Source organism: uncultured Chloroflexus sp. (assembly GCF_937129525.1).
In the GTDB taxonomy this organism is placed as follows: Bacteria; Chloroflexota; Chloroflexia; order Chloroflexales; family Chloroflexaceae; genus Chloroflexus.
Map to the genome: position 1 here is coordinate 1 of NZ_CAKZNK010000108.1, position 20,684 is coordinate 20,684.

Sequence of the window (20,684 nt, forward strand, 5' to 3'; positions counted from 1 at the left end):
CTGTGGAAGGAGGCACGACGCGCCGGGCACCTGCGTCTGCTCCCTTCCCACCCTTGCACCGTCAGCGAACGAGGAGCCGCATAGCGCGCTCTCCGTTTCATCACTGTGGAAGGAGGCACGACGCGCCGGGCACCTGCGTCTGCTCCCTTCCCACCCTTGCACCGTCAGCGAACGAGGAGCCGCATAGCGCGCTCTCCGTTTCATCGCTGTGGAAGGAGGCACGACGCGCCGGGCACCTGCGTCTGCTCCCTTCCCACCCTTTTCATCGTTAGCGAACGAGGACTGCATGTCACGCTCTCCGTTTCATCGCTGTGGAAGGAGGCACGACGCGCCGGGCACCTGCGTCCTGGCCCGACTGCGCCCGCTCTCTTCCCACCGTGAGCGAACGGGAGCCGCGTGGCGCGCACTGCATACTGCTATTGGATGGACCCGAACGTATCACATTGGCAGTACCTGCCATCATTTGCTATAATACGGCGCGATTGATTATACAGACCGGGCAGTACAAAGCTGCCGGTGTTTCACCTACACTCAACAGGAACGGCTATGGCCCGCAAAATCGGGATTGATCTCGGCACAGCTAACGTGCTGGTCTATGTCAAAGGCAAAGGTATTGTGCTGTCTGAACCATCGGCAGTAGCGCTCAGCACACGCGATGGTCGCGTGCGCGCAGTTGGCGCTGAAGCGATGGCGATGTTGGGGCGTGAACCGGAGAGTATCGAAGTGGTGCGTCCGATGCGCAATGGCGTTATCGCTGACTACGTAGTCACCGAAGAGATGTTACGTCACTTCATCGGTCGCGCTGCCGGACGATTTCGCTTTTCACGACCTGAAGTGATGATCTGCATTCCCGCCGGCGTCACCAGCGTCGAGATGCGAGCGGTACGCTATGCCGCACTCGAGGCAGGCGCCGGGAAGGCATACCTGATCCGCGAGCCGCTTGCTGCCGCGATTGGCGCTAATATCCCGATTGCGCAACCGTCAGGGAACCTGGTCATCGATATTGGTGGCGGCACTACTGAGGTTGCAGTTATCTCGCTGAACGATATTGTAGTCAGTACATCAGTGCGGGTAGGTGGTAATCGGTTTGATGAGGCGATTGCTTCTTACATCAAGCGGAAATATAACCTGGTCATCGGTGAACGCACTGCTGAAGCGGTGAAAATTGAGATCGGCGCGGCGCTACCACTTGATAAGCCGCTCGTAACCCAGGTGCGTGGACGCGATCAGGTGACTGGCCTGCCACGAACTATTCAGGTTGATAGTAACGAGATTACCGAAGCGATTCAAGAGCCGCTCGAAGCAATCATCAATGCGGTGCGAGCAGTGCTGGTTGAGACTCCGCCTGAACTCAGCTCAGATATTATCGACAAAGGTATGGTGATGACGGGCGGAGGTTCGATGCTGCGCCGGATCAACGATCTGCTGACCGAAGTGACAGGGGTGCCTTGTTACATTGCCGATCAGCCTGCTTCGTGCGTGGCAATTGGCACCGGGTTGGCATTGGAAAATCTTGACCTATTGTACGATAGTCTCAGCGGACTGGATTTAACCTGATCGAGACAGTCCGACAAAGACCGGCGGGGCGCAGTGGGCTGTGCCCCGCCAATCCATTCACCACTTACAAACACCGTTTACGGGTGTAAAATCTCTTGAGCAATATCGATTGGATGTTGATCGCCGTACAGCAGATTGTGGCGCATCTGAGCCATCTCGATCAGATGCCCCTGCTCGTGCGTAACCACCCAATTCCCCTGATGCAACAATGGCACCGGGCCATAGATTTCGTGATTACCAATCCGTTGCCATGCTGCTGGCGTCAGGCCACGCAACAAACTCAACGTCTGCTGGCGACTGGTGACATACTGATCGAGCAGCTCGTCAATCGGCACAGTGCGATATTTCACTGCTGAACGCAGAGTAGGCGGGTGAGCGGATGACAGTTTGGGCTGATTCGTTTCCAGAATCATCCAGGCCCGCTCGCGAAAGACAATATCCATATCGGTGAGATGCCCGATCAGGTCTTTGAAGGCTGGAAATCCGTTCACCGGCATCGCCAGTTGCTCTTCGCTAAGACCGGCTACCAGCGCCTGTACCGTTTTTGGCCCCTGTTCGAGTCGGCGAACGATGGCGTGCTGCCCGAGAATACCCATGCCATCGACAATACGAAATTCGAGAAAGCCTTCGCGAACAGTGCCACATTCGGGACAGAAGGGTGGTGGCTCGCCCTCCATCAAGCGACCGCAGGTACTGCACACAAACAGGTCACCCAACTCGGTGTAGGTGAGATCGCGGCCCGCAGCTAGCGCGCGCGCTGCCCGTTCGAGCAATTCGCGCTGAAAGGCGCTGGTACCGGTGACGGGGCCAGAGACAGTGGCTTCTGGTTCAAGTCCGGCCAGCGCCCGATTGATGTTGGTAAACGTCTGTGATACTTCACCCAATCGACGCAAGGCCTGTTCGGCTCTCACTCGTTTGACCGCCGCCGACGCTTCAAACAAACGGGCGATGTTAAAGAAACGTTCGCGGCGCGCTTGCTTGGCCCAAACCGCATACGCAGTCTGACCTACACTCATACTCACCAGCAGGCGGCGATCCTCTGCGTCGTTGGTTGTCATACCTTCTGCTCCGATCCGTATCAGGTTTTAATATTACCACCGGTCGAAATTGTAACGCGCAATTGACCAATCTGCGCTGATTAACAGCGACATATACACACCGACTTTCAGTCCTGTCGGATGATCACGTATGTGGGGTACGATGTTGCACCAGTTCAACCAGCACTCCCTGACCACCGGCTTTGGGGTGGACAAAAGCGACCAGCGTATCGTGAATACCGGGGCGAGGTTCACGATCGATCAAGGGGATGCCACGCTCTTGCAACGTGGCGAGCGCGGCATTAATATCATCAACCCGGTAGGCAATGTGGTGCATGCCCGGCCCTTTTTCCCGCAGAAAACGGGCAAAACTGGCCTGATCACTGGTAGGAGCAATCAGCTCGATAAGCACATCGCCAAACCGGGCAACACCAATGGCTGCGTGGCGCTCTGGCAACTCAATCCGCTCCCATTCGGTCACGTCATACGCTGCGCGATAAAAATCGATTGCCGCCTCAAGATCGGAAACAACTAGCCCGATATGATCAACCGCAGTAAACATCGCTCTCTCCTTGATACATTCACCGGCACACCGATGAATGTAGCATATCATAGCACAGAGGAATAACAAGATAATTGACAGCTACGCGGGGTTGACTACAATGAACGGCAATGATACACGAAGCTGACGACCCCACAACAGACATGCTGAGCATGGTAGCCGCAGCTTCCCGTCTTTTGCACGAGGAACAGCCGCTGGTGCAGCGCATTCATCGGCTCTTTGGCCTGTTACGGCTTGCCACTCGCTACCGCGATGGACGCCTGACCTGCTGGTTGCAATCAGCGCGTCCAGGCGCAACCCGTCAGCAGATCTACTCCCCTGAGTCGTGGGCATATCCCTGGGATGACCGTCTCACTCGATCAGTTGCTCTGGGCGGCAAAACGATAACAAAAACTATTGCATTGGGCAGTCAGCAACCTGCGGAAGGATTACCGATTATCTCGGCGGGGTATCTGGGCGCGCCGATCTTCTGGGGTGGCCGGTTGTGGGGCATTCTGGAATTACGGAGCGACGATCAGGGCCGATTTACGAGTCGGATTATCGAGTTGATCGATTCGCTTAAAGCGCAGCTTGCGGCAGCAATCGCTCAGGAAGGCTCGCGAGGGGCGCAGTTGCCCGCGCCACGCTTCGCCAGCGAAACACCGCCGGGTTTGACACTGTCGCCCTCGTTGCGCCAAAAGATTATTGCCCTGAATGAACAGCTTGATCTCACAATTGACTTACATGAATTGTTAGGGATTATCTTGCGGCGCGCGTTGGAAGGAAGCGGCGCTGAAGCTGGCGCAATCGCGCTGGTCGATCACGAACAACGCGAGCTGGTGTTGCAGTTGTACGAAGGCTACGAAGCCGAACGAGCAAACGCGGCGCTGACCGGCATGCCACGTCAACGCTGGCACTGGGACACCGGCCTGGCCGGACAGGCGGTACGCATGCGCCGTCCACTGCTGGTGCGCGATGCCGGTCGCGAGCCTGGACTACCCAACAGTCTACCGTTTCGAGCTGAACTGGCAGCCCCAATTATCGTTCATGATCGGGCGCTGGCAGTTTTGATCCTCCATAGCCGTCGAGCCAACACCTTTAGCGAACAGGTACTGGCGTTCATCGATGCTCTCCGTGAACGAGTCGCGCGACCGTTAGCCCGCGCGACATCATATCAGTCAGCTTATGAAACCTCATATCATCTGGGTCAGGTGTTTAGTAGCCTGCCAATCGGATTGGCGCTGCTCGATCTGAATGGGCGCGTCATTCGGGCCAACCCAACATGGCATCAGGTATGGCGACTACCGGATCGACTTCAACGACCTTCCTTTTACGTTGGGATTGATCTGGTCGAACATTTGCTGACACGGCTGGCCGATCCGTTTCGTCTCAGCGAGTTTTGCGATCTTGGCCAGCGCACCCCCGATCAGGTCTTTGAAACGAGTCTCCAGCTTCGCCAGCCCTACCAGGAATTACACATTCTCTCAGTGCCGACGCGCGACAGCCAGCAGCAATTGACCGGACGCCTGTGGGTAGTGAGCGATCGCACTCGTGAGCGCGAGTCTGAACGGCTCAAGGATGAGTTTATCGGGATCGTGTCGCACGAATTGCGCACACCACTGACCTCAATTCTTGGCTACACCGAGATTTTGTTAAACCGCCGGGATCTTGATGAAGCAAGCCAAAACGAGTTTTTGACCACGGTCTCAAAAGAAGCCGAACGCCTGGAGAAGCTGGTAAAAGATCTCCTCGACGTGTCGCGATTGGAAGCGGGGGTCGTGAAACTCAATCGCTGGGCTGTTGGGTTATGGCAGATCATCGAAGAGCTGACCATGCAATTGCACACCCAACTCGTGCAGCACAAGTTGCTGATCAACGTGGATCCGGCACTGCCACCCGTTTTTGCCGATCGCGATAAGGTCAAGCAGATTATCTTCAATCTGCTCAGTAATGCGATCAAGTACAGTCCGGAGAAAACCGAGATCCAGTTAACGATCCGTTGCGTCGAAGCGACCGATCTGCCTCCCGGCCATCCGGTAGGCCAGTGGATGCTGATCACCGTGCGCGACCAGGGGATCGGGATTGCGCCGGAAGATCAGGCCAGGCTCTTCGAGCGCTTCCAGCGGGTTGACAACAGTAACACGCGCCAGAAGAGTGGTGTTGGGCTGGGATTGTACATTACCAGGCTGCTGGTGGAATTGCACGGCGGTCGGATTTGGGTGCAGAGCGAAGTTGGGAAAGGAAGCAGTTTTTCGTTTACGTTACCGCTATGGACAGCGCTGCGCAATGAGCTGGGAACTGATGAGAATGCCGATGGCGGGTAGCAAAGCAGACGAAAGCGCAGACAGCGGATGACAAGCGTGTGGGCGGGTGAACGATATGACCCGCCCATATGCCCATCACCACCTGATCGGTTCACCGGCAATTACGCCGACTTCTCGACATACCCCTGCAACAGCTCAACCAGCAAACGAACACCGATACCGGTTGCTCCTCGCGATTGATAGGCGCGAGTCGGCTTATCAACCCAGGCCGTACCGGCAATATCCAGATGTGCCCAGGGGTAATCACCGACAAAAGCGGCCAGGAAACCGGCAGCCGTAATTGCGCCGCCGTAACGCCCGCCGGTATTCTTGAGATCGGCAATGTCGCTCTTCATCGCATCGCGATATTCATCCCAGAGCGGCAGTTGCCAGACTCGTTCAGCGGTTGCTTCGCCGGCAGCAATCAGGCGATTGGCCAGTTCCTGATTGTTTCCCATCAGGCCGATGGCGTGCGGGCCAAGCGCAACCATAATGGCGCCGGTCAACGTTGCCAGATCGACAATCGCCGCCGGTTGGTAGCGCTGAGCATAGAAGAGACCGTCAGCCAGCACGATCCGGCCTTCGGCGTCGGTATTGAGCACCTCAATCGTCTTGCCGCTGAGCGTGCGCACAATATCGCCGGGACGATAAGCTGTACCGCTGGGCATATTCTCGGCAGCGCACACGATCCCAACCACGTGGAGAGGCAATTGCAACTCAGCCACTGCCTGCATTGTGCCCAGCACAGCCGCTGCGCCGCTCATATCCATCTTCATATCGTCCATCCGCTCAGCCGGCTTGATACTGATTCCACCAGTATCGAAGGTAATACCCTTGCCGACCAGACAGATGGTAGGGCCTTGCCCAGCAGTGCCGTATTCCATCACGATAAAGCGCGGCTCATTGGCTGATCCCTGACCGACGGCCAGAATACCGCCAAACCCTTGCTCGATGAGCTGCGGTTTGTCGAGCACCGTCACCTTGAGACCGAGGCGCTCGCCCAATTCGAGCGCGGTTTGGCCGAGAAAAGCCGGTGTAACCTCATTGCCGGGGCCATTAGCCAGATCGCGCGCAAAGGTAGCAGCGCGAGCAATCACCTGACCGCGACGCGCGCTGACAACCGCCGCTTCAGCATCGGAGCCGGCCTGCAAAATTGCGCGTGGCGTCGGCGTCTCTTCCCGATCACTCTTGTAGCGCGTATAACGATAAGCGCCCAGTTCACTCCCCTCGGCAAACGCCTGGCCAAAGACTGCCGGCGTAAGCGGTAGATTGCCGTTGTAGCCAATGTGATATGTTGCTACTTTCAATTCTTGCGCGCGCTGGACAGCCAGGGCCGCCGCCTGACGCACCGTGTCGGCTGTGATGCTCGACCGCTTGCCCATGCCGAGTAACAGCAATCGACGCATCGGCAACACACCGCGCGGGTAGAGCAGCGTTTGCTGTTTGAAGCGACCGGTAGCATCGCCGGCTTCACACAGTTCGACCACTGACGGTGGCAATGCCTCATCTTCGGCGTATAGCATGACAGCCAGATCCGACGCAACGGTCAGGAGTTCACCGCTCTGGACTTCGCATTCCATGGCAACCTCGAATAGATGACTTGTCATTAGTTCCAGGATATTCATTGTACGAGGGTAACGGCAACCCGTCAACTGGCTTCGATATCAAAGGCGGATTCGAGCCTATGGTACAATAAGCGGCGAGAAATGCAGTGCAGGGGGCAAATATGATACCCATCATTCAACTCGGCCTCGGCGGAGTTGGTCGCGCGCTAGCGCGCCAGATTCTGGCAGCCGCGCCTGCGATCCGCCGACGGTACGGGATAGATCTGCGGTATGTAGCGCTGGTTGATAGTCGCGGGGCACTTGCCGGCGATCCGTCGCTAAGCGATGAGCAGGTGCGCCAGGCACTCGCCGTGAAAGAGGCTGGCAGTGGGATCGATAGCATCAACGGGGCAATTACCGAACGACACTGGATTGAACTCCTCCCGGCAGCTATGTCCATTGTGGTCGATGTGACAGCCTCTGGCGGTCATGCAGCGCCGTTGGCCGCCGCCGTTTCGGCTGGTCACCGGGTCGTGTTAGCCAACAAACGACCATTGTGCGAAGGGTATGACCTCTTTGCAGCGCTAACCGAACGTGGCGCAACACGCTACGAGGCGACTGTAGGCGCCGGGTTGCCGGTAATCGGCGTTTTGCAAAGTATGCTCGATAGCGGCGATGAGGCGCTATGCATCGAGGCGGCGTTAAGTGGAACACTTGGTTTTCTGATGAGCGAGCTGGAGGCGGGGCGCAGTTTCGCCGATGCGGTGCGCACTGCGCATCGCCTGGGATATACCGAACCTGACCCCCGCGATGATTTGAGCGGCGTCGATGTGGCGCGCAAGGCGCTGATTCTTGCCCGCACTTGCGGCATTCAGCTACCGGCAGACGCCGTGACTGCCGAGTCACTCTTCCCGGCGCATCTGGAAACGGTGAGCGTTGCCGAATTTCTTGATCGCCTGGATGAAGCAGAAGAGGCGATTATGCAACGCCTGGTTGCGGCGCGCGCCGCCAATCAGAGATTGCGCTATGTCGCCCGCATTACTGCCGAGCGGGTAGAAGTCGGTCTCAATGCAGTGCCCGCCGATCATCCGCTGGCCGGTCTGCGCGGGCCGGATAATCTGATCAGCTTTACCACCCGCCGATACTATGACCGACCGCTTGTCGTGCGCGGGCCAGGAGCGGGAGTCGAAGTGACGGCAGCCGGCGTCTTGAGCGATATTATTGCCACAGCGCGCGAATTATGACACCACCTGCATCTGTATCAACCAGCCAGCCTGCTCGCGATCCGGCGCCGATTGCGCGCGATCTGCCGCCGATCGATCTCCATCGCCACCTCGATGGCAATGTGCGGTTGACCACCATTCTCGAACTGGCCCGCGCTTACGGCATTCGCCTGCCGGCAGATAACGTTGAAGAACTGCGCCCGCATGCGCAGATACAGGATGTTGTCGCTTCGGTGATGGATTTTATCGCTCGCTTTGCGCTGCTCAAGCTCGTCTGCGTAGCCGAAGATGCCGTCGCCCGCATTGCGGAAGAGAACGTTGAAGATACTGCGCGCGAAGGCATTGATTATATTGAGTTGCGCTGCTCACCGGCATGTATGGGTGAACGGTACGGTCTCGATCCTACCAGAGTACTGGCGGCAGTATGTCGTGGTGTGAAAGCCGGAATGGCTCGCTATCCGGTGCAGGTGCAGATTATCGGCATTATGTCACGCCATCTCGGTGAAGAGAGTTACTGGCGTGAACTCGAAGCCGCCATTGCGTTGATGGGGGAAGGCGTCATCGGGATCGATCTGGCCGGTGATGAAGCCAATTTTCCGGGTACGCGCTTTGTCAGGCATTTTGCCCGCGCTCGCGCCGCCGGTCTGCGCATTACCGTCTATGCTGGCGAAGCCGCCGGTGCATGGAGTGTCCGCCAGGCAATTGAAGAGTTGGGAGCCGAACGAATCGGGCACGGCGCGCGCGCCAGCGAAGACCCGGCGGTTATGCGTCTGATCGCCGAACGCGGTATCACTCTCGAGGTCTGCCCGACGAGTAACGTGCAAACGCAGACTGTGCCAGACTATGCCCGGCACCCGCCCCCTCAGTTGCTCCGCGCCGGCCAGCGCGTCACACTCAACAGTGACGACCCTGGCATTAGTGCCATCGATCTGCCGCATGAATACCGTGTGGCTCGCAACCGGCTCGGCCTGACTACCGATGAGCTGCGCACCATTCAGGCTAATGCGCTCGCCGCTGCTTTTATTGACGACGTAACACGGGCTAGATTGCTGGCGATTGCCCAAAAGCGTGCCACTTGAGTTTTATGACGCGGCGTGTTACACTATGACGCACAGCGGCATATTTTTCACCCCCCGCCAGATAAAGGAGTCTTGCAATGAGGCACGAACACTCCCCGGAAGGGTTACCCCATTATGACCTGTACATCGACGGCGACTGGCAACCGGCGAGCAATGGTCAAACTTTTACCGTTTACGATCCGGCCAACGGTCAGCCACTGGCAAGTTGCGCTAGCGCGACTCACGCCGATGTTGATCGGGCGATTGCTGCTGCCCGCGCCGCTTTCGATCACGGGCCGTGGCCGCATACCAACCCGGCGCGGCGGGCTGAGATTTTGCATGCGATTGCCGATGCGCTAGAGGCGCGTAATTTTGAGCTGGCCGAGATCGAAGCGCGAGACGCCGGCGTGCCGTTGCGCAAAACGACGTACAACGATATTACTCTCGGCATTGAAATTCTGCGCGGTTGCGCTGAAATGGCGCGCAAACATCCTTACGAGCCGCTGCCGTGGAACGATCTACCCTCAGTCTCGTGGAACTTTGTCTGGCGCGAACCGATTGGCGTCTGCGCGCAAATTATTCCCTGGAACTACGCCTTCTGTATGGCCGCCTGGAAACTTGGCCCGGCGCTTGCAACCGGGAACACAGTCGTCTTTAAACCATCGTCACTGGCGCCGCTCAGCACGCTGGCCATTTTCCAAACCATTCATGAACTGAATCTGCTGCCCAAAGGCGTCATCAACCTCGTGCTCGGCCCCGGCGGAGAGGTTGGTGAGTATCTGGTGGCGCATCCCGCGGTCGATAAAGTAGCCTTCACCGGTAGCACCGAAGTGGGACGCAAAATCATGGCGCTGGCTGCGCCGCATATCAAGCGGGTAACGCTGGAATTGGGTGGCAAGAACGCGATGCTGGTCTTGCCCGACGCCGATCTCGATCTCGTGGTTGATGGCGTCTTGTGGGGCGCATTTTACCATTCGGGGCAATTGTGCGAAGCCGGTTCGCGTTTGCTCGTGCCGCGCCAGTTGCACGATACGCTGGTCAGCCGCCTGGTCGAACGAGTGCGCGGGATGAAGATCGGCGATCCGATGGATCTCGAAACCGACATCGGCCCGCTCATCAGTGAACGACAACGCGAGAAGGTTGAACGCTACATTGCGATTGGTCGTGAAGAGGGGGCTACCGTGGCCATCGGCGGCGGCAGACCATTGGGTGAAGCTTTTGCCCGTGGTCATTATGTCGAACCAACGATCTTCATCGGTGTGCGACCAGAGATGCAGATTGCCCGCGAAGAGATCTTCGGGCCAGTGCTGGCAGTCATGGCCTACGATGAGGTCGGTGAAGCGATCCGAATTGCCAATGACAGCATCTACGGTCTCGCCGCTTCGGTCTGGTCGCGCGATCTGCAACAGGCGCTTGCGGTAGCCCAACGCATCCGCGCCGGCACCGTCTGGATCAACGAGCATCACGTCCTCAACCCACGCGCGCCGTTTGGCGGTTACCGCCAGAGTGGTTTCGGTCGTGAAATGGGGCGTTACGGTCTTGATGAATATACTGAAGTCAAACATATTCACGTCGATTTGATGCAACGACGCCAGGGTCGGTTGTGGTGGGATACCCTGCTGCCCGAGTAGCGACACGGAGTCGGTATAACGGCGGAGACAACAACCTGACAATGACAACAGAAATTACGCTCAACCTGCAGCGTCATTACCTGACCATCGCTGAGGCCATGCGTACAATTATGTCGTTTGACGGCGAAGGGCGTCTGATTTTGGCCTTTCGCGACGGCACAAACTACACGCGCGGCCTCAGCGGTGAGGTATTGCTCAAATGTGTCGTTGGGCCTGGTCATAAGGAGCGACGACGACTCAGCGATGACGAACGACGCGCGCTGCTCACCGAATTGCTTGCCCATACGCGCCAGATGATCGAGCGGGTAGAAGCGACCGCAACACCGGCGGCGCATGATTGGTTTGAGCGGATCCGCCGCTGGGATGTGGCGCGGCTGGAAGCCGATCGAGAGCGGTTTCGGACTGTCTACAAACCGATCAGCATTTTGCCGCCGGATCAGTATCGAGCGCTCGTCTTGCAGGCCACCGAGGGATGTAGCTGGAACCGCTGCCACTTCTGCACCTTCTACCGCGACCGCCCATTTCGTATCCACTCACCGGCCTCGTTTCGCGAGCACATTCATCGGGTTAAAGCATTTGTCGGCGCTGGCCTCGCCTTGCGCAAGGCGATCTTTCTCGGCGATGCCAATGCACTGATCATTCCCCAACCGCGCCTGCGTGAGCTATTAAGTGTCGTCCATGACGAGTTTGCAATCGGCCCTGAGGCCGATTACAAAGGCATCTACGCCTTTCTCGACATCTTCGGCGCCGAACGCAAAACCCTGGATGAATACCGTGAACTGGCTGCCGCTGGCGTTCGCCGCATCTACCTGGGTCTGGAAAGCGGCGATGAAACGGTCTTCCGCTTGCTGAACAAACCCGGCTCGCCAGCGGAATCCATCGAAGCAGTGCGCGTCATCAAGACGGCGGGGATCGCAGTTGGCGTTATCCTGCTGGTTGGGGCCGGTGGTGATCGCTTCGCCGCCGCGCACGTCCAACACTCGTTAGCAGCCATTGCCGCTATGCATCTTGGCCCGGAAGACATTGTTTACCTCTCTCCCCTCATCATCACACCTGATAGTCCGTATCTTGCCCAGTTACAGGATGCCGGCAGTTCACCACTCTCGGCAACGGCCATCAATGACCAGCTCGATCAACTCAAACGCGGCGCGCGGGCAGTGGTTGGATCCGGCGCAAAAGTGGTCATCTACCATATCGAAGAGTTTGTGTATTAAGCAGTAGCACAGTAGATTGTAGCTACCGGCAGATGTTCATACTCTGTTTACGCTCTAATTCCTTCTTCAGAAGCATTGTTTGCGTCGATAAAACTGCCATAGTTCCGAACTCCCTGGTTAAACGTGTTCGAGCCTGGACAGGTAAAATCAGGGCGTAACTACCCTCTGCCATTCTTTCATCTATCGGCAAAACAATAACCTCGGCCTGGCAGATACTATCTCGTACCTGCTATGGCTTTACCTGTCTGCTATAATGAAGATGCGCGACGAGAAGCCTGTATCAAACCCAGATGATCGGTTAACCGATGTCTAATCACAGCTTGACTCCGCTCGATGCCAATCGCATCGCTCGCTACCTCGGCGCAGACCGGGCCGACGCCCTTATACGCGACCGTCTACGAGCGCATGAGCTGTACGCAGTCTGCGCCAATCTTGCCAGCACTCAGTACACCCTCGCTACCTATCTCCCACGCCGGTTGGTTGCGCGTCGTCTCACCACCACTGATGATCAACCCTGGATTGAATGGGTAGATGGTTCTCTTCTTTTCGCCGACGTAAGCGGGTCAACGGCTCTAGCCGAACGACTGAGCAGTCTTGGTCGGGAAGGCGCCGAGATCGTGACCGAAACGCTCAACACATATTTTGGCGCTCTCCTTCGGCGTATTCAGCAGGCAGGCGGCGACTTGATCAATTTTGGCGGCGATGCCTTGCTGGTTCTTTTCACCGACTCTGATCATGCTGGCACTGCAACGATTGTGGCGCGTGACCTGCTGCAAACACAAGCCGGTTTCGTTCGCAATGTGCCAGGTATTGGCTCGTTCCCGCTGACCATGCATATCGGCGTCGAGAGCGGACGAGTTGGGCTGGTCAGCGCCGGTCGTGAGGGATCGCTGCGCTATAGCGCGTTGGGCACATGCGTCGAGCGGGTGGCGCGAGCTGAAGAACTGGGCAGCGGCGGCGAGATTGTGGTTGGCCCGCATGCCTGGCAAGCGATCGCAGAGCGAGCGCAAGGCGAGGCGCTGGCCGATAGTTACGTAAAATTGATGACGATAACCGGTGATGCCACCATCAGCACACCGTCGCCTGAACTCAATCCACCACCACCAGGCCGGGAAACAGCACTCCACTTGATCTGGGCGCTCGAACGGCTCAGTCCATATCTACCACCGGCCCTGGTTGATCGGATTATCGCTGACCCGCAGCGTTCACAACTGGAAGCCGATCTGCGTCCGGTGTCTATCCTGTTTGCTCAGATCGAAGGACTGGCCACTTTGGCCGAGACATTACCGCCAGATACCACTGCCCTGATCATCGATGCGGTATGGCGCATCTGCTTTACTGCTATCGAGCAATATGGTGGTTATGTCAACAAAGTCGATCTCTCAACGAATGGCAACAAGATTCTGGCCATCTTCGGCGCGCCGATTGCTCAGGAAGACCATAGCGAACGAGCCGCTCGCGCCGCGCTCGAATTACAGCGTGCCTTTGCCACTCTGATTGCAACCAAACCAGCCGGTATCAATCTCGAACAGCTCCGTCTCCGGATCGGCTTGAACAGTGGGACTGTTTTCGCCGGCAATGTGGGCGATACTGAACGCAAAGAGTACACCGTGATGGGCGACGCGGTGAATGTGGCTGCCCGCGTAATGGCCCATAGCGACTGGAATGAAATTCGCTCCACCACGACTTTTGCGATCAGAGTCGGTACAATCATGACCTTTACCGATTCGCGTGTGGTGAGCGCGCGCGGGAAACGCGAACCGCTGGAACTCCTCAAGCTGGCAGGCGAGCGCAACACCCAACCAGCCACGTTCCATCACTCAATCATAGGTCGCCACCACGAACTGACCTGGTTGCAAGAGCGGCTGGCATTAGCGTTAGCCGGTCACGGTCGGGTCGTCAGGGTGAATGGCGAAGCCGGGATCGGCAAAACGCGCCTGGCTGCCGAACTGCTGGTTGCCGGCGTCCCGCGTACTACCCGCATCGTGACTGTGCGTTGCCTGTCGTACCAGCAGAGCACGCCGTATGCTCCCTGGAGTGATGCGATGCAGGCGTTGTGCAGTATTTCAGCCGATTCCGATCAGGCAACCCGCGCCGCTCGCCTGCGTCAGGCGCTGTCCGCTGCCGGCATTGATGATAACTGGACGCCGATTGTGGCCGATCTGGTGAAACTCGATGTTGATGATAATCCCATCACTCGCGCCCTTGATCCACAACAACGGCAAGAACGGCGTTTCGAGATCATTCGCGCCATTGTGCATGCAACCGCTGCCGCAGGCGGTCTCGTGCTTGTTTTCGACAATTTGCAGTGGGCCGATCGGATCTCACTCGACCTTTGGCGCTATCTGGCCGGATCAATTACCAGCGCGCCAATCTTCATGCTCGGCCTGCATCGCGACACATTGCAGTGGGATCAGAATCCGCTGGCCGATGGCGCGGAAATCCTGACCTTGAGCGAATTGCCGGCTGCCGATAGCGCTGCGCTCATTGCCGCCATTCCTGCCGGCGCGCAGCTCGATCCACAGGTGAAAGCGCAGATTATCGCCCGCGCCGCCGGTAATCCGCTTTTTATCGAAGAACTGGTGCGCGCGTTGCAGCAGTCCAACACTACTCCTGACGAGTTGCCCGACAGCTTGAGCGGATTGTTGCTGGCGCGGATTGATCAGCTTGATGAGCGCTCTCGCTCGCTACTGCGCATCGCTGCCGTCATTGGGCAGCGCTTTCCGTTGCCGGTATTGCAAGCGGTCTATGGCGAAGATATTGGGCGGTTGATCGATCAGATCAACCTGCTTGACGCTCAGGAACTCACCTTGCTGGAGCGTGAAATGCCTGAGCGAACGCACACCTTCCGCCATGCCCTCTTGCATGAGGTCACCTATCAGAGCATGCTCTTCGCTCGCCGGCGCGAATTGCACCGTCGTATCGGCGAATACCTCGAACAACGGTATGCCGGTGAACTGGCGCATGTGCAGCGCGTGATGAATGTCTCTCACCAGCATCAGCACATCCAGATTGGCCGTAACGGCCCGTTTATGACGCGCGCTGCCCGGGCCATCGCCGGTCCGATCTTCTTGCTGGCCCACCACTACCGGCTCAGCGATGCTCCCGAACGAGCGATCCAGTATCTCTTGCTGGCCGGACACCTGGCCCGCGACGAGTATGCTAACGAACAGGCGATGACCTATTATCGCTGGGCAATCGAGATTATTAAAGACCGGGCCGATGATCCACGCTTGTGGGAAGCAATGGAAGCGCTTGGCGATACCCAGGCCGCGTTGGGGCAATACGATGAAGCGCAGCAGACCTATCAACGATTACTGTTAGCAGGTGGCGAACAGCTTCCACCGGTTGTGCGGGCTGAAGTGTTGCGTTCGTGGGGCGACGCGCTCGAAAAACAGGGCCGCTATCAAGAAGCGCTTGAGCATTTACGTCACGCTGAGGCGATTGCCAGCGCCGCGATCAATCATACGCCCCCCTTGCTGCTGGCTGCAATTGCCGCCGATCTGGCGCAAACGCTTACCCGTCTCGCCGCCTTTGATGAAGCGCTGGCAATGTGTGAAGCAGGATTGGCCCGCATTCGCAACGATCAGCGCAGCATCGACGATGAACGAATTGCAGCGGAACTGCAACAGCAACTGGGTAAAATCTATGGCATGCGTGGGCGTTATGATCTGGCCCGTTATCATTTTTTGAATGCATTGAGCGCGCAGGAAGCGATTGATGACATTTACGGATGCGCTCGCACCCACAACAATCTTGGCTACCTTGCTCAATTGCAGAGCGATTATGCCGCCGCAGTCGAACACTATACCCAGGCTGAAGAGTTGGCGCGCAAAGTGAGCGCCAAATACATCCTGTCGAGCGCTTTACTGAATGCAGCCTACGCTCATTATCGGTTAGCGCACTATGATCTGGCTGAAACGGCGTGTTACGATGCCCTGAAGCTGTTTGAAGAGATGGGTGATCGGCTCGGCGTTGCGCAGGCCGATGACACATTGGGCATTATCGCGTATGCGCGGGGAGAGTATGATCGCGCGCTCCAGATCTATCAACAAGCGCTGACGATCTACGCTGAACAGCAGAATACCTATCAATATGGAAATACGCTGGCACTGGCAGCGCTGGCAGCGACGGCCAATAATGACCCGATTAAAGCGCTCGACTTCGCCACCGAAGCGCGCCAGATTGGCGAGCGCATTGACGTGCCACAACTGACGGTAGAAGCGCTCTGCGCGGCTGCTGAAGCCCTGCTGGTGCTGGCTCGTCAGACAAACGCAGCCGATCAGCAATTCGATCTGCTGCGTGATGCCGCTGAAAAGGCAGCTCAAGCTGCCGAACTGGCCAGCCAAATTGGCAGTCGGTTTGATCAAGCGGTTGCCTTACGGTTAAGCGGTGAAATTGCCGCCGAGCAAGACAAGCCGTTCAGCGACTACTTCATTAGAGCGTTAGACATCTTCGCCACAATTAATTGCCGCTTTGAACACGCCTGCGCCGCGGCCCGATTCAGTCAGGCGCTGCATCGCCGAAACCTTCCCGAAGCTACTGCGTATCTAGAGTATGCCAGGAAAGAACTGGCTGCTATTGGCGCCAGCGGTGAACTTCACCGATTATCCAACTACTCGCAGGAGGTGTAACATGTCGCAGTCTGCCATTGAACAGATTATTGGTCGGGCCGTGGTAGATGCCGAGTTTCGCGCCCAACTGATCGCCGACGCTCGCGCCGCTTGCGCCGGCTACGATCTGACCGAAGAAGAATTGGAAGCCTTAGAGAAACTGGATGCCGAGAGCTTGCAGGCTTTTGCCGGCACTCTCGATCCACGTCTCTCGAAGAGCGCCGGTCGCGGTTTCATTTAGTATGTTCCACCTGAACGATTGGAGCGAGGCATTCCATGGCAGAGCGGAGCGCCGAACGTCCTGAATTCCATTTCGTGCCGCGAGCGCTCCGCGATATTTTCCTGCCGCGCCGTATGCCGCGCGAAGTGCGCGCTATCGTTGAACAATGGCTCGCTGCTGAACCCTTGACCCAATTGCTGCCAGTTGCGTTTGAGCTTCCCCTGGGGATTGATCTTGACCCGGTGGCACTATTAAGCGATCCGCGTCATCTGGCAATCATCGGACCCATCGGCAGTGGACGCAGCCTGGCGCTTGCCCAAATTGCTCGCCGGTGGCTGGACAGTTCGCCCGGCATTCCTCTGGTACGGCTGGTGCTCAGTGAAATTGACTCACTGAGCCTGACACCGCGCGCTATTACTGCGCGCGCACTGGCGCGGCTCAACCTGGCGCCCAATCCGCTTGAACACAATCTGCCATGCCTGCTCCTGGTCGATGATTGGGAAGCGTTGCCACTTGCGCGCCGCGCCATCTGGCAACGTTTTCTGACCCAATTGACCGAGCGCTGGCCACAAGCGCGTGTCGTATTGACGCTGCCACCGGGTGAGTTATGGCCAGAATTTCGCCATTACGCCCTTGCGCCACTGTCAGCCGAACGATTGGCTGCCTGGATCACGAGCCTGTTTCCGCATAGTAATCCTGGTGATATTCTGGCCTTGTTTGAACGCGATCCGCTGGTGTTGCTGCGCGAACGTCCGGCTGAGATACTGATGCTGGCGCTTACCCAACCGCTGAGTGGATGGCCGGTTTCGCGCGCAGCCCTCTACGAGCGCATGGCTGCTTTTATCTCCCCGATCCTGGCTACGGCCAGTGATCAAGCTCACTGGCGCGTTGGCCACGCCGCGTATTATCAGTATCGCCAGGCAATCCAACTCGCCGGTCAGTCGGATCCCGACCCATCGATCATCCGACGGGCCGATCCACAATGGCGCGCGCTCTGCGTACCACTGGCCTTTGGCGCTGCGCCCGATCCGCGTCCACTGATGATTGGGCTGACTAATGCTCATCTCAGCATGCCGGAACGGTTGTTACTCCTGGCTCGCGCTCTGCGCGAACGGCCTCGTCTCGATCCGGCGCTTAGTCGGCCAATCATCGATGAAATCTGTCAGTACGGTGGCGATCCCTTGACAATGCTGGTGCCGGTCTTGCCGATTATCTTAATCGACATTGGCCGCGCCCAACCGGCTCAGCTCGACGCTTTACTAGAGCGGATTATCGATCGGCTTGCGCCAACTGCCGGAACGATCCTGCTTACCACACTGCTTGATGCCGGTGACGCTCCGCCATCGCTCCGCTGGCAGGCAATTGAGCTGCTCTGTCGTCGTCGGATCTTACCACCACCCTTGCCGGAATATGCCGATCTGATCAGCCAGGCTGGTCGCTGCCTGCTGGCCATCAGTCAGCCTGACACGCTCGATCAGTTAGCCAACCCCGCCCTCCATCTCGGCTTGCGTCTACTACTCAGCGGCGCTGCTGGCGAAGAACGGCAGCATCGTATTGCCCGCCATCTCCTCGACCGGCACTCTCTGCCGGCCAATGTTCGCGCGCTCGCGCCAGCGGCGTTGCCTGCTACCGAACTTGGACGGGCGGCGAGCGATCCGATGGCTGAAGTGCGGCAGGCAGCCCGCAGTGTCTGGCTTCGCACCGGTAATATTCAACAACTCGCCCGTTTCATCATTCAACCCAACCATCCCTGGCAAGCGCGTGACGAAGCCCTTGCCGACCTGGCCTCCACGCCCGCTGGACATACCATCCTGGCCAGCTTTGCGCTAAGCAACCGTTTGTCACTCGATCTGCGCCTGCGCGCCATTAACTGGCTGAGTCGGTTGCAACATAGCGCCAACATCCTCAAACGCTTGCTCACTTCCACCAGCGAACCGACTGTCATCCGCGCAATGGCGGCGCGTGGATTGGCGCACCATCACAACGCTGTGATCATCCTCCGCCCATTTCTGCAACCACACCATCCACCTCTGCTGCGACGGGTCGTTGCGCAAACGCTTGGCGTAATTGCCTGCTCGCATCACGCGACCGCACAAGCGGCGCGCGCAGCTCTGCTAAATCGGCTTCATCAGCCCGAACTTGACGCCACGCTCTCTGTTTACACCGTTACAGCGCTCGGACAGTGTGGCGGACGACAGGCGCTGTCTATGCTGGGACGCTTGCTCGCGCCTGTGCACGGGGTGCAGCTTCTGGAGATGTGGATTAAAGCTCTACCAGCGCTGATCAAACCAGAAGATCAATGGCTGGCGCAGGCGAATGAACCGACCATCCGCGCGCTCCTGGCCGATCTGATTGTCACAACTGATACGATTGACGGCATAGCTGCCGCGCCGCTTGATCGTCCTTCTGCCCTGATTGCCCGCCATGTCTTGCGCGTGAGCCGCGCCGTTGTGCGCGCCATCTGTACGCTCAGTCATCGCTACCCTTCACTAGCGCCTGCGATTATGGCCCTGCTTGAGATTGCCCTGCGCGATGATAGCGCGCCAAGACCATTGGCGGACATGTTGAATGCCTTGCCCCACTGCGATCTGGCAGCCATCGCGCGCAGCGCTGTGACAGATCCGCCGCTGCGTGTCGCAGCGTTACAGGCACTTGCCGCGCAACCGGAAAGTTGTCAGCAGTTGATCCGACTTGCCGAGGATGGCGATGACAACCTGGCCCGTGCAGCGCTGGAGATCCTGACGCCGCCATTCACCCCAACCGTCAAAGAGGCGTTATTGCGCCTGGCCAATTCGACCCGCAATGAAGCAGTGCGCCTGGCCGCACTGCACGCATTGGGACGGAGCGCCGACCCCGCCATTACGCCGGCGCTCATGAGCATCGCTACCAATGAACAGGAAACGCTGCTCATGCGCTCCGCTGCGCTCGATGCTGCTGTTGATGTGCCGTCGCAACTGCTCATCGAGTGGATGACCACCCAACCTGAACCGATGCGCAGCGCAATACTGCGCGCGCTCAGCCGGAGCGATCAACCGTTGCCAATCCATCTGCTTCATCGCCTGGCTTTCGACGCCGAACGCGCCTGCGCCCTGGCTGCTGTGCAAGCGCTTGCCGGGCATGGTGAAGCAGCGAACCCGATTCTCAGTCGTATCGTCCACAGTCATCCCGATCTGACTGCGCGGCTTGCCGCTGCCAATGCTCTTCGCCAGCACGCCACCCCTGGCGTCATCACTGTCTGCACCGAAGCCCTGCTTGCGCCGTACCCGGCGCTGCAAACCCAAGCCTTCACTCTACTTGCCAACATCGATCCCTGTCACTCTGCCCTCCGGCAGGCTCTCATCGATCCGCAGGCGCCGACTATCTTGCGGTTGCTTGCCCTGAAACATCTCAGCGCTATCAACCCATCTGATCCGCACATCCGAACGATAGCCGGCGATCCAACCGCTGCCGAACAATTGCGCTGCCAGGCTATTGCTGCGCTGGCGCGGCAAACCGATCCTGAAGTGACTGATTTTCTGCGCCAACTGGCAATAGCAGATGAGATGTCGCCGAGGGTTCGTCATGCGGCAATCATGGCGCTTGAACACCATTGGGCCGATCTGAACAACACCGCGGCGCTAACTGCAATTACCGAATTGGCTACTTCGTCGATCCCGGAAGTGGCACTGTGGGCAGGCACGGTATTGCTCGATCGGCTTGGGTCTATCGAGTCAACCGAAGGGTAGATAACGTACCGTAAAGCG

12 protein-coding genes are annotated in these 20,684 nt (G+C 58.0%); 9 read left to right on the forward strand and 3 right to left on the reverse strand.

Features of this window, described 5'->3' with window-relative positions; all coding sequences use genetic code 11:
• Positions 1-546: 546 nt before the first annotated feature.
• Positions 547-1,557, forward strand: coding sequence for a rod shape-determining protein (locus tag Q0650_RS13610; protein ID WP_298819858.1), 1,011 nt, complete (start codon positions 547-549; stop codon positions 1,555-1,557).
• A 77-nt stretch (positions 1,558-1,634) separates the two neighbouring features.
• Here the strand turns inward: Q0650_RS13610 and Q0650_RS13615 are convergent, their stop codons facing one another.
• Together Q0650_RS13615 and mce are read right to left on the reverse strand one after the other, a co-directional pair.
• Complete coding sequence (locus tag Q0650_RS13615) at positions 1,635-2,615, reverse strand: DinB family protein (RefSeq protein WP_298819860.1); 981 nt, start codon at positions 2,613-2,615, stop codon at positions 1,635-1,637.
• A 124-nt stretch (positions 2,616-2,739) separates the two neighbouring features.
• A complete protein-coding gene (gene mce, locus Q0650_RS13620; protein ID WP_298819862.1) occupies positions 2,740-3,156 on the reverse strand; it encodes a methylmalonyl-CoA epimerase in 417 nt (138 codons plus the stop codon).
• Positions 3,157-3,266: 110 nt separating this feature from the next.
• On the opposite strand from mce, the gene Q0650_RS13625 reads away from it, so the two are divergent.
• The gene (locus Q0650_RS13625) at positions 3,267-5,459 is read left to right on the forward strand and encodes an ATP-binding protein (protein WP_298819864.1); all 2,193 of its coding nucleotides are present in this window, start codon (positions 3,267-3,269) and stop codon (positions 5,457-5,459) included.
• A gap of 101 nt (positions 5,460-5,560) precedes the next feature.
• Here Q0650_RS13625 and Q0650_RS13630 read toward each other — a convergent pair whose 3' ends face one another.
• Positions 5,561-7,045, reverse strand: coding sequence for a leucyl aminopeptidase (locus Q0650_RS13630; RefSeq protein ID WP_298819865.1), 1,485 nt, complete (start codon positions 7,043-7,045; stop codon positions 5,561-5,563).
• Positions 7,046-7,164: 119 nt separating this feature from the next.
• Here Q0650_RS13630 and Q0650_RS13635 point away from each other — a divergent pair, with 119 nt between their 5' ends.
• From Q0650_RS13635 to Q0650_RS13665, 7 genes are all read left to right on the forward strand, one after another.
• The gene (locus Q0650_RS13635; protein WP_298819866.1) at positions 7,165-8,226 is read left to right on the forward strand and encodes a homoserine dehydrogenase; all 1,062 of its coding nucleotides are present in this window, start codon (positions 7,165-7,167) and stop codon (positions 8,224-8,226) included.
• Complete coding sequence (gene add / locus Q0650_RS13640) at positions 8,223-9,284, forward strand: adenosine deaminase (RefSeq protein ID WP_298819867.1); 1,062 nt, start codon at positions 8,223-8,225, stop codon at positions 9,282-9,284. Before Q0650_RS13635 ends, add begins: the two co-directional genes overlap by 4 nt.
• A 77-nt stretch (positions 9,285-9,361) precedes the next feature.
• Positions 9,362-10,894 (forward strand): aldehyde dehydrogenase, encoded by a 1,533-nt coding sequence (locus Q0650_RS13645; protein WP_298819869.1) that lies wholly within the window; start codon positions 9,362-9,364, stop codon positions 10,892-10,894.
• A 41-nt stretch (positions 10,895-10,935) separates the two neighbouring features.
• Positions 10,936-12,108, forward strand: coding sequence for a radical SAM protein (locus Q0650_RS13650; RefSeq protein ID WP_298819871.1), 1,173 nt, complete (start codon positions 10,936-10,938; stop codon positions 12,106-12,108).
• Positions 12,109-12,413: 305 nt separating this feature from the next.
• Positions 12,414-16,742, forward strand: coding sequence for an adenylate/guanylate cyclase domain-containing protein (locus Q0650_RS13655; protein ID WP_298819873.1), 4,329 nt, complete (start codon positions 12,414-12,416; stop codon positions 16,740-16,742).
• 1 nt (position 16,743) lies between these two features.
• Positions 16,744-16,962, forward strand: a complete 219-nt coding sequence (locus Q0650_RS13660) for a Franean1_4349 family RiPP (RefSeq protein ID WP_298819875.1) — start codon at positions 16,744-16,746, stop codon at positions 16,960-16,962.
• 35 nt (positions 16,963-16,997) lie between these two features.
• Entirely contained in the window at positions 16,998-20,666 is a 3,669-nt protein-coding gene (locus tag Q0650_RS13665; protein ID WP_298819877.1) for a HEAT repeat domain-containing protein, read from the forward strand.
• The last annotated feature ends 18 nt before the right edge of the window (positions 20,667-20,684 follow it).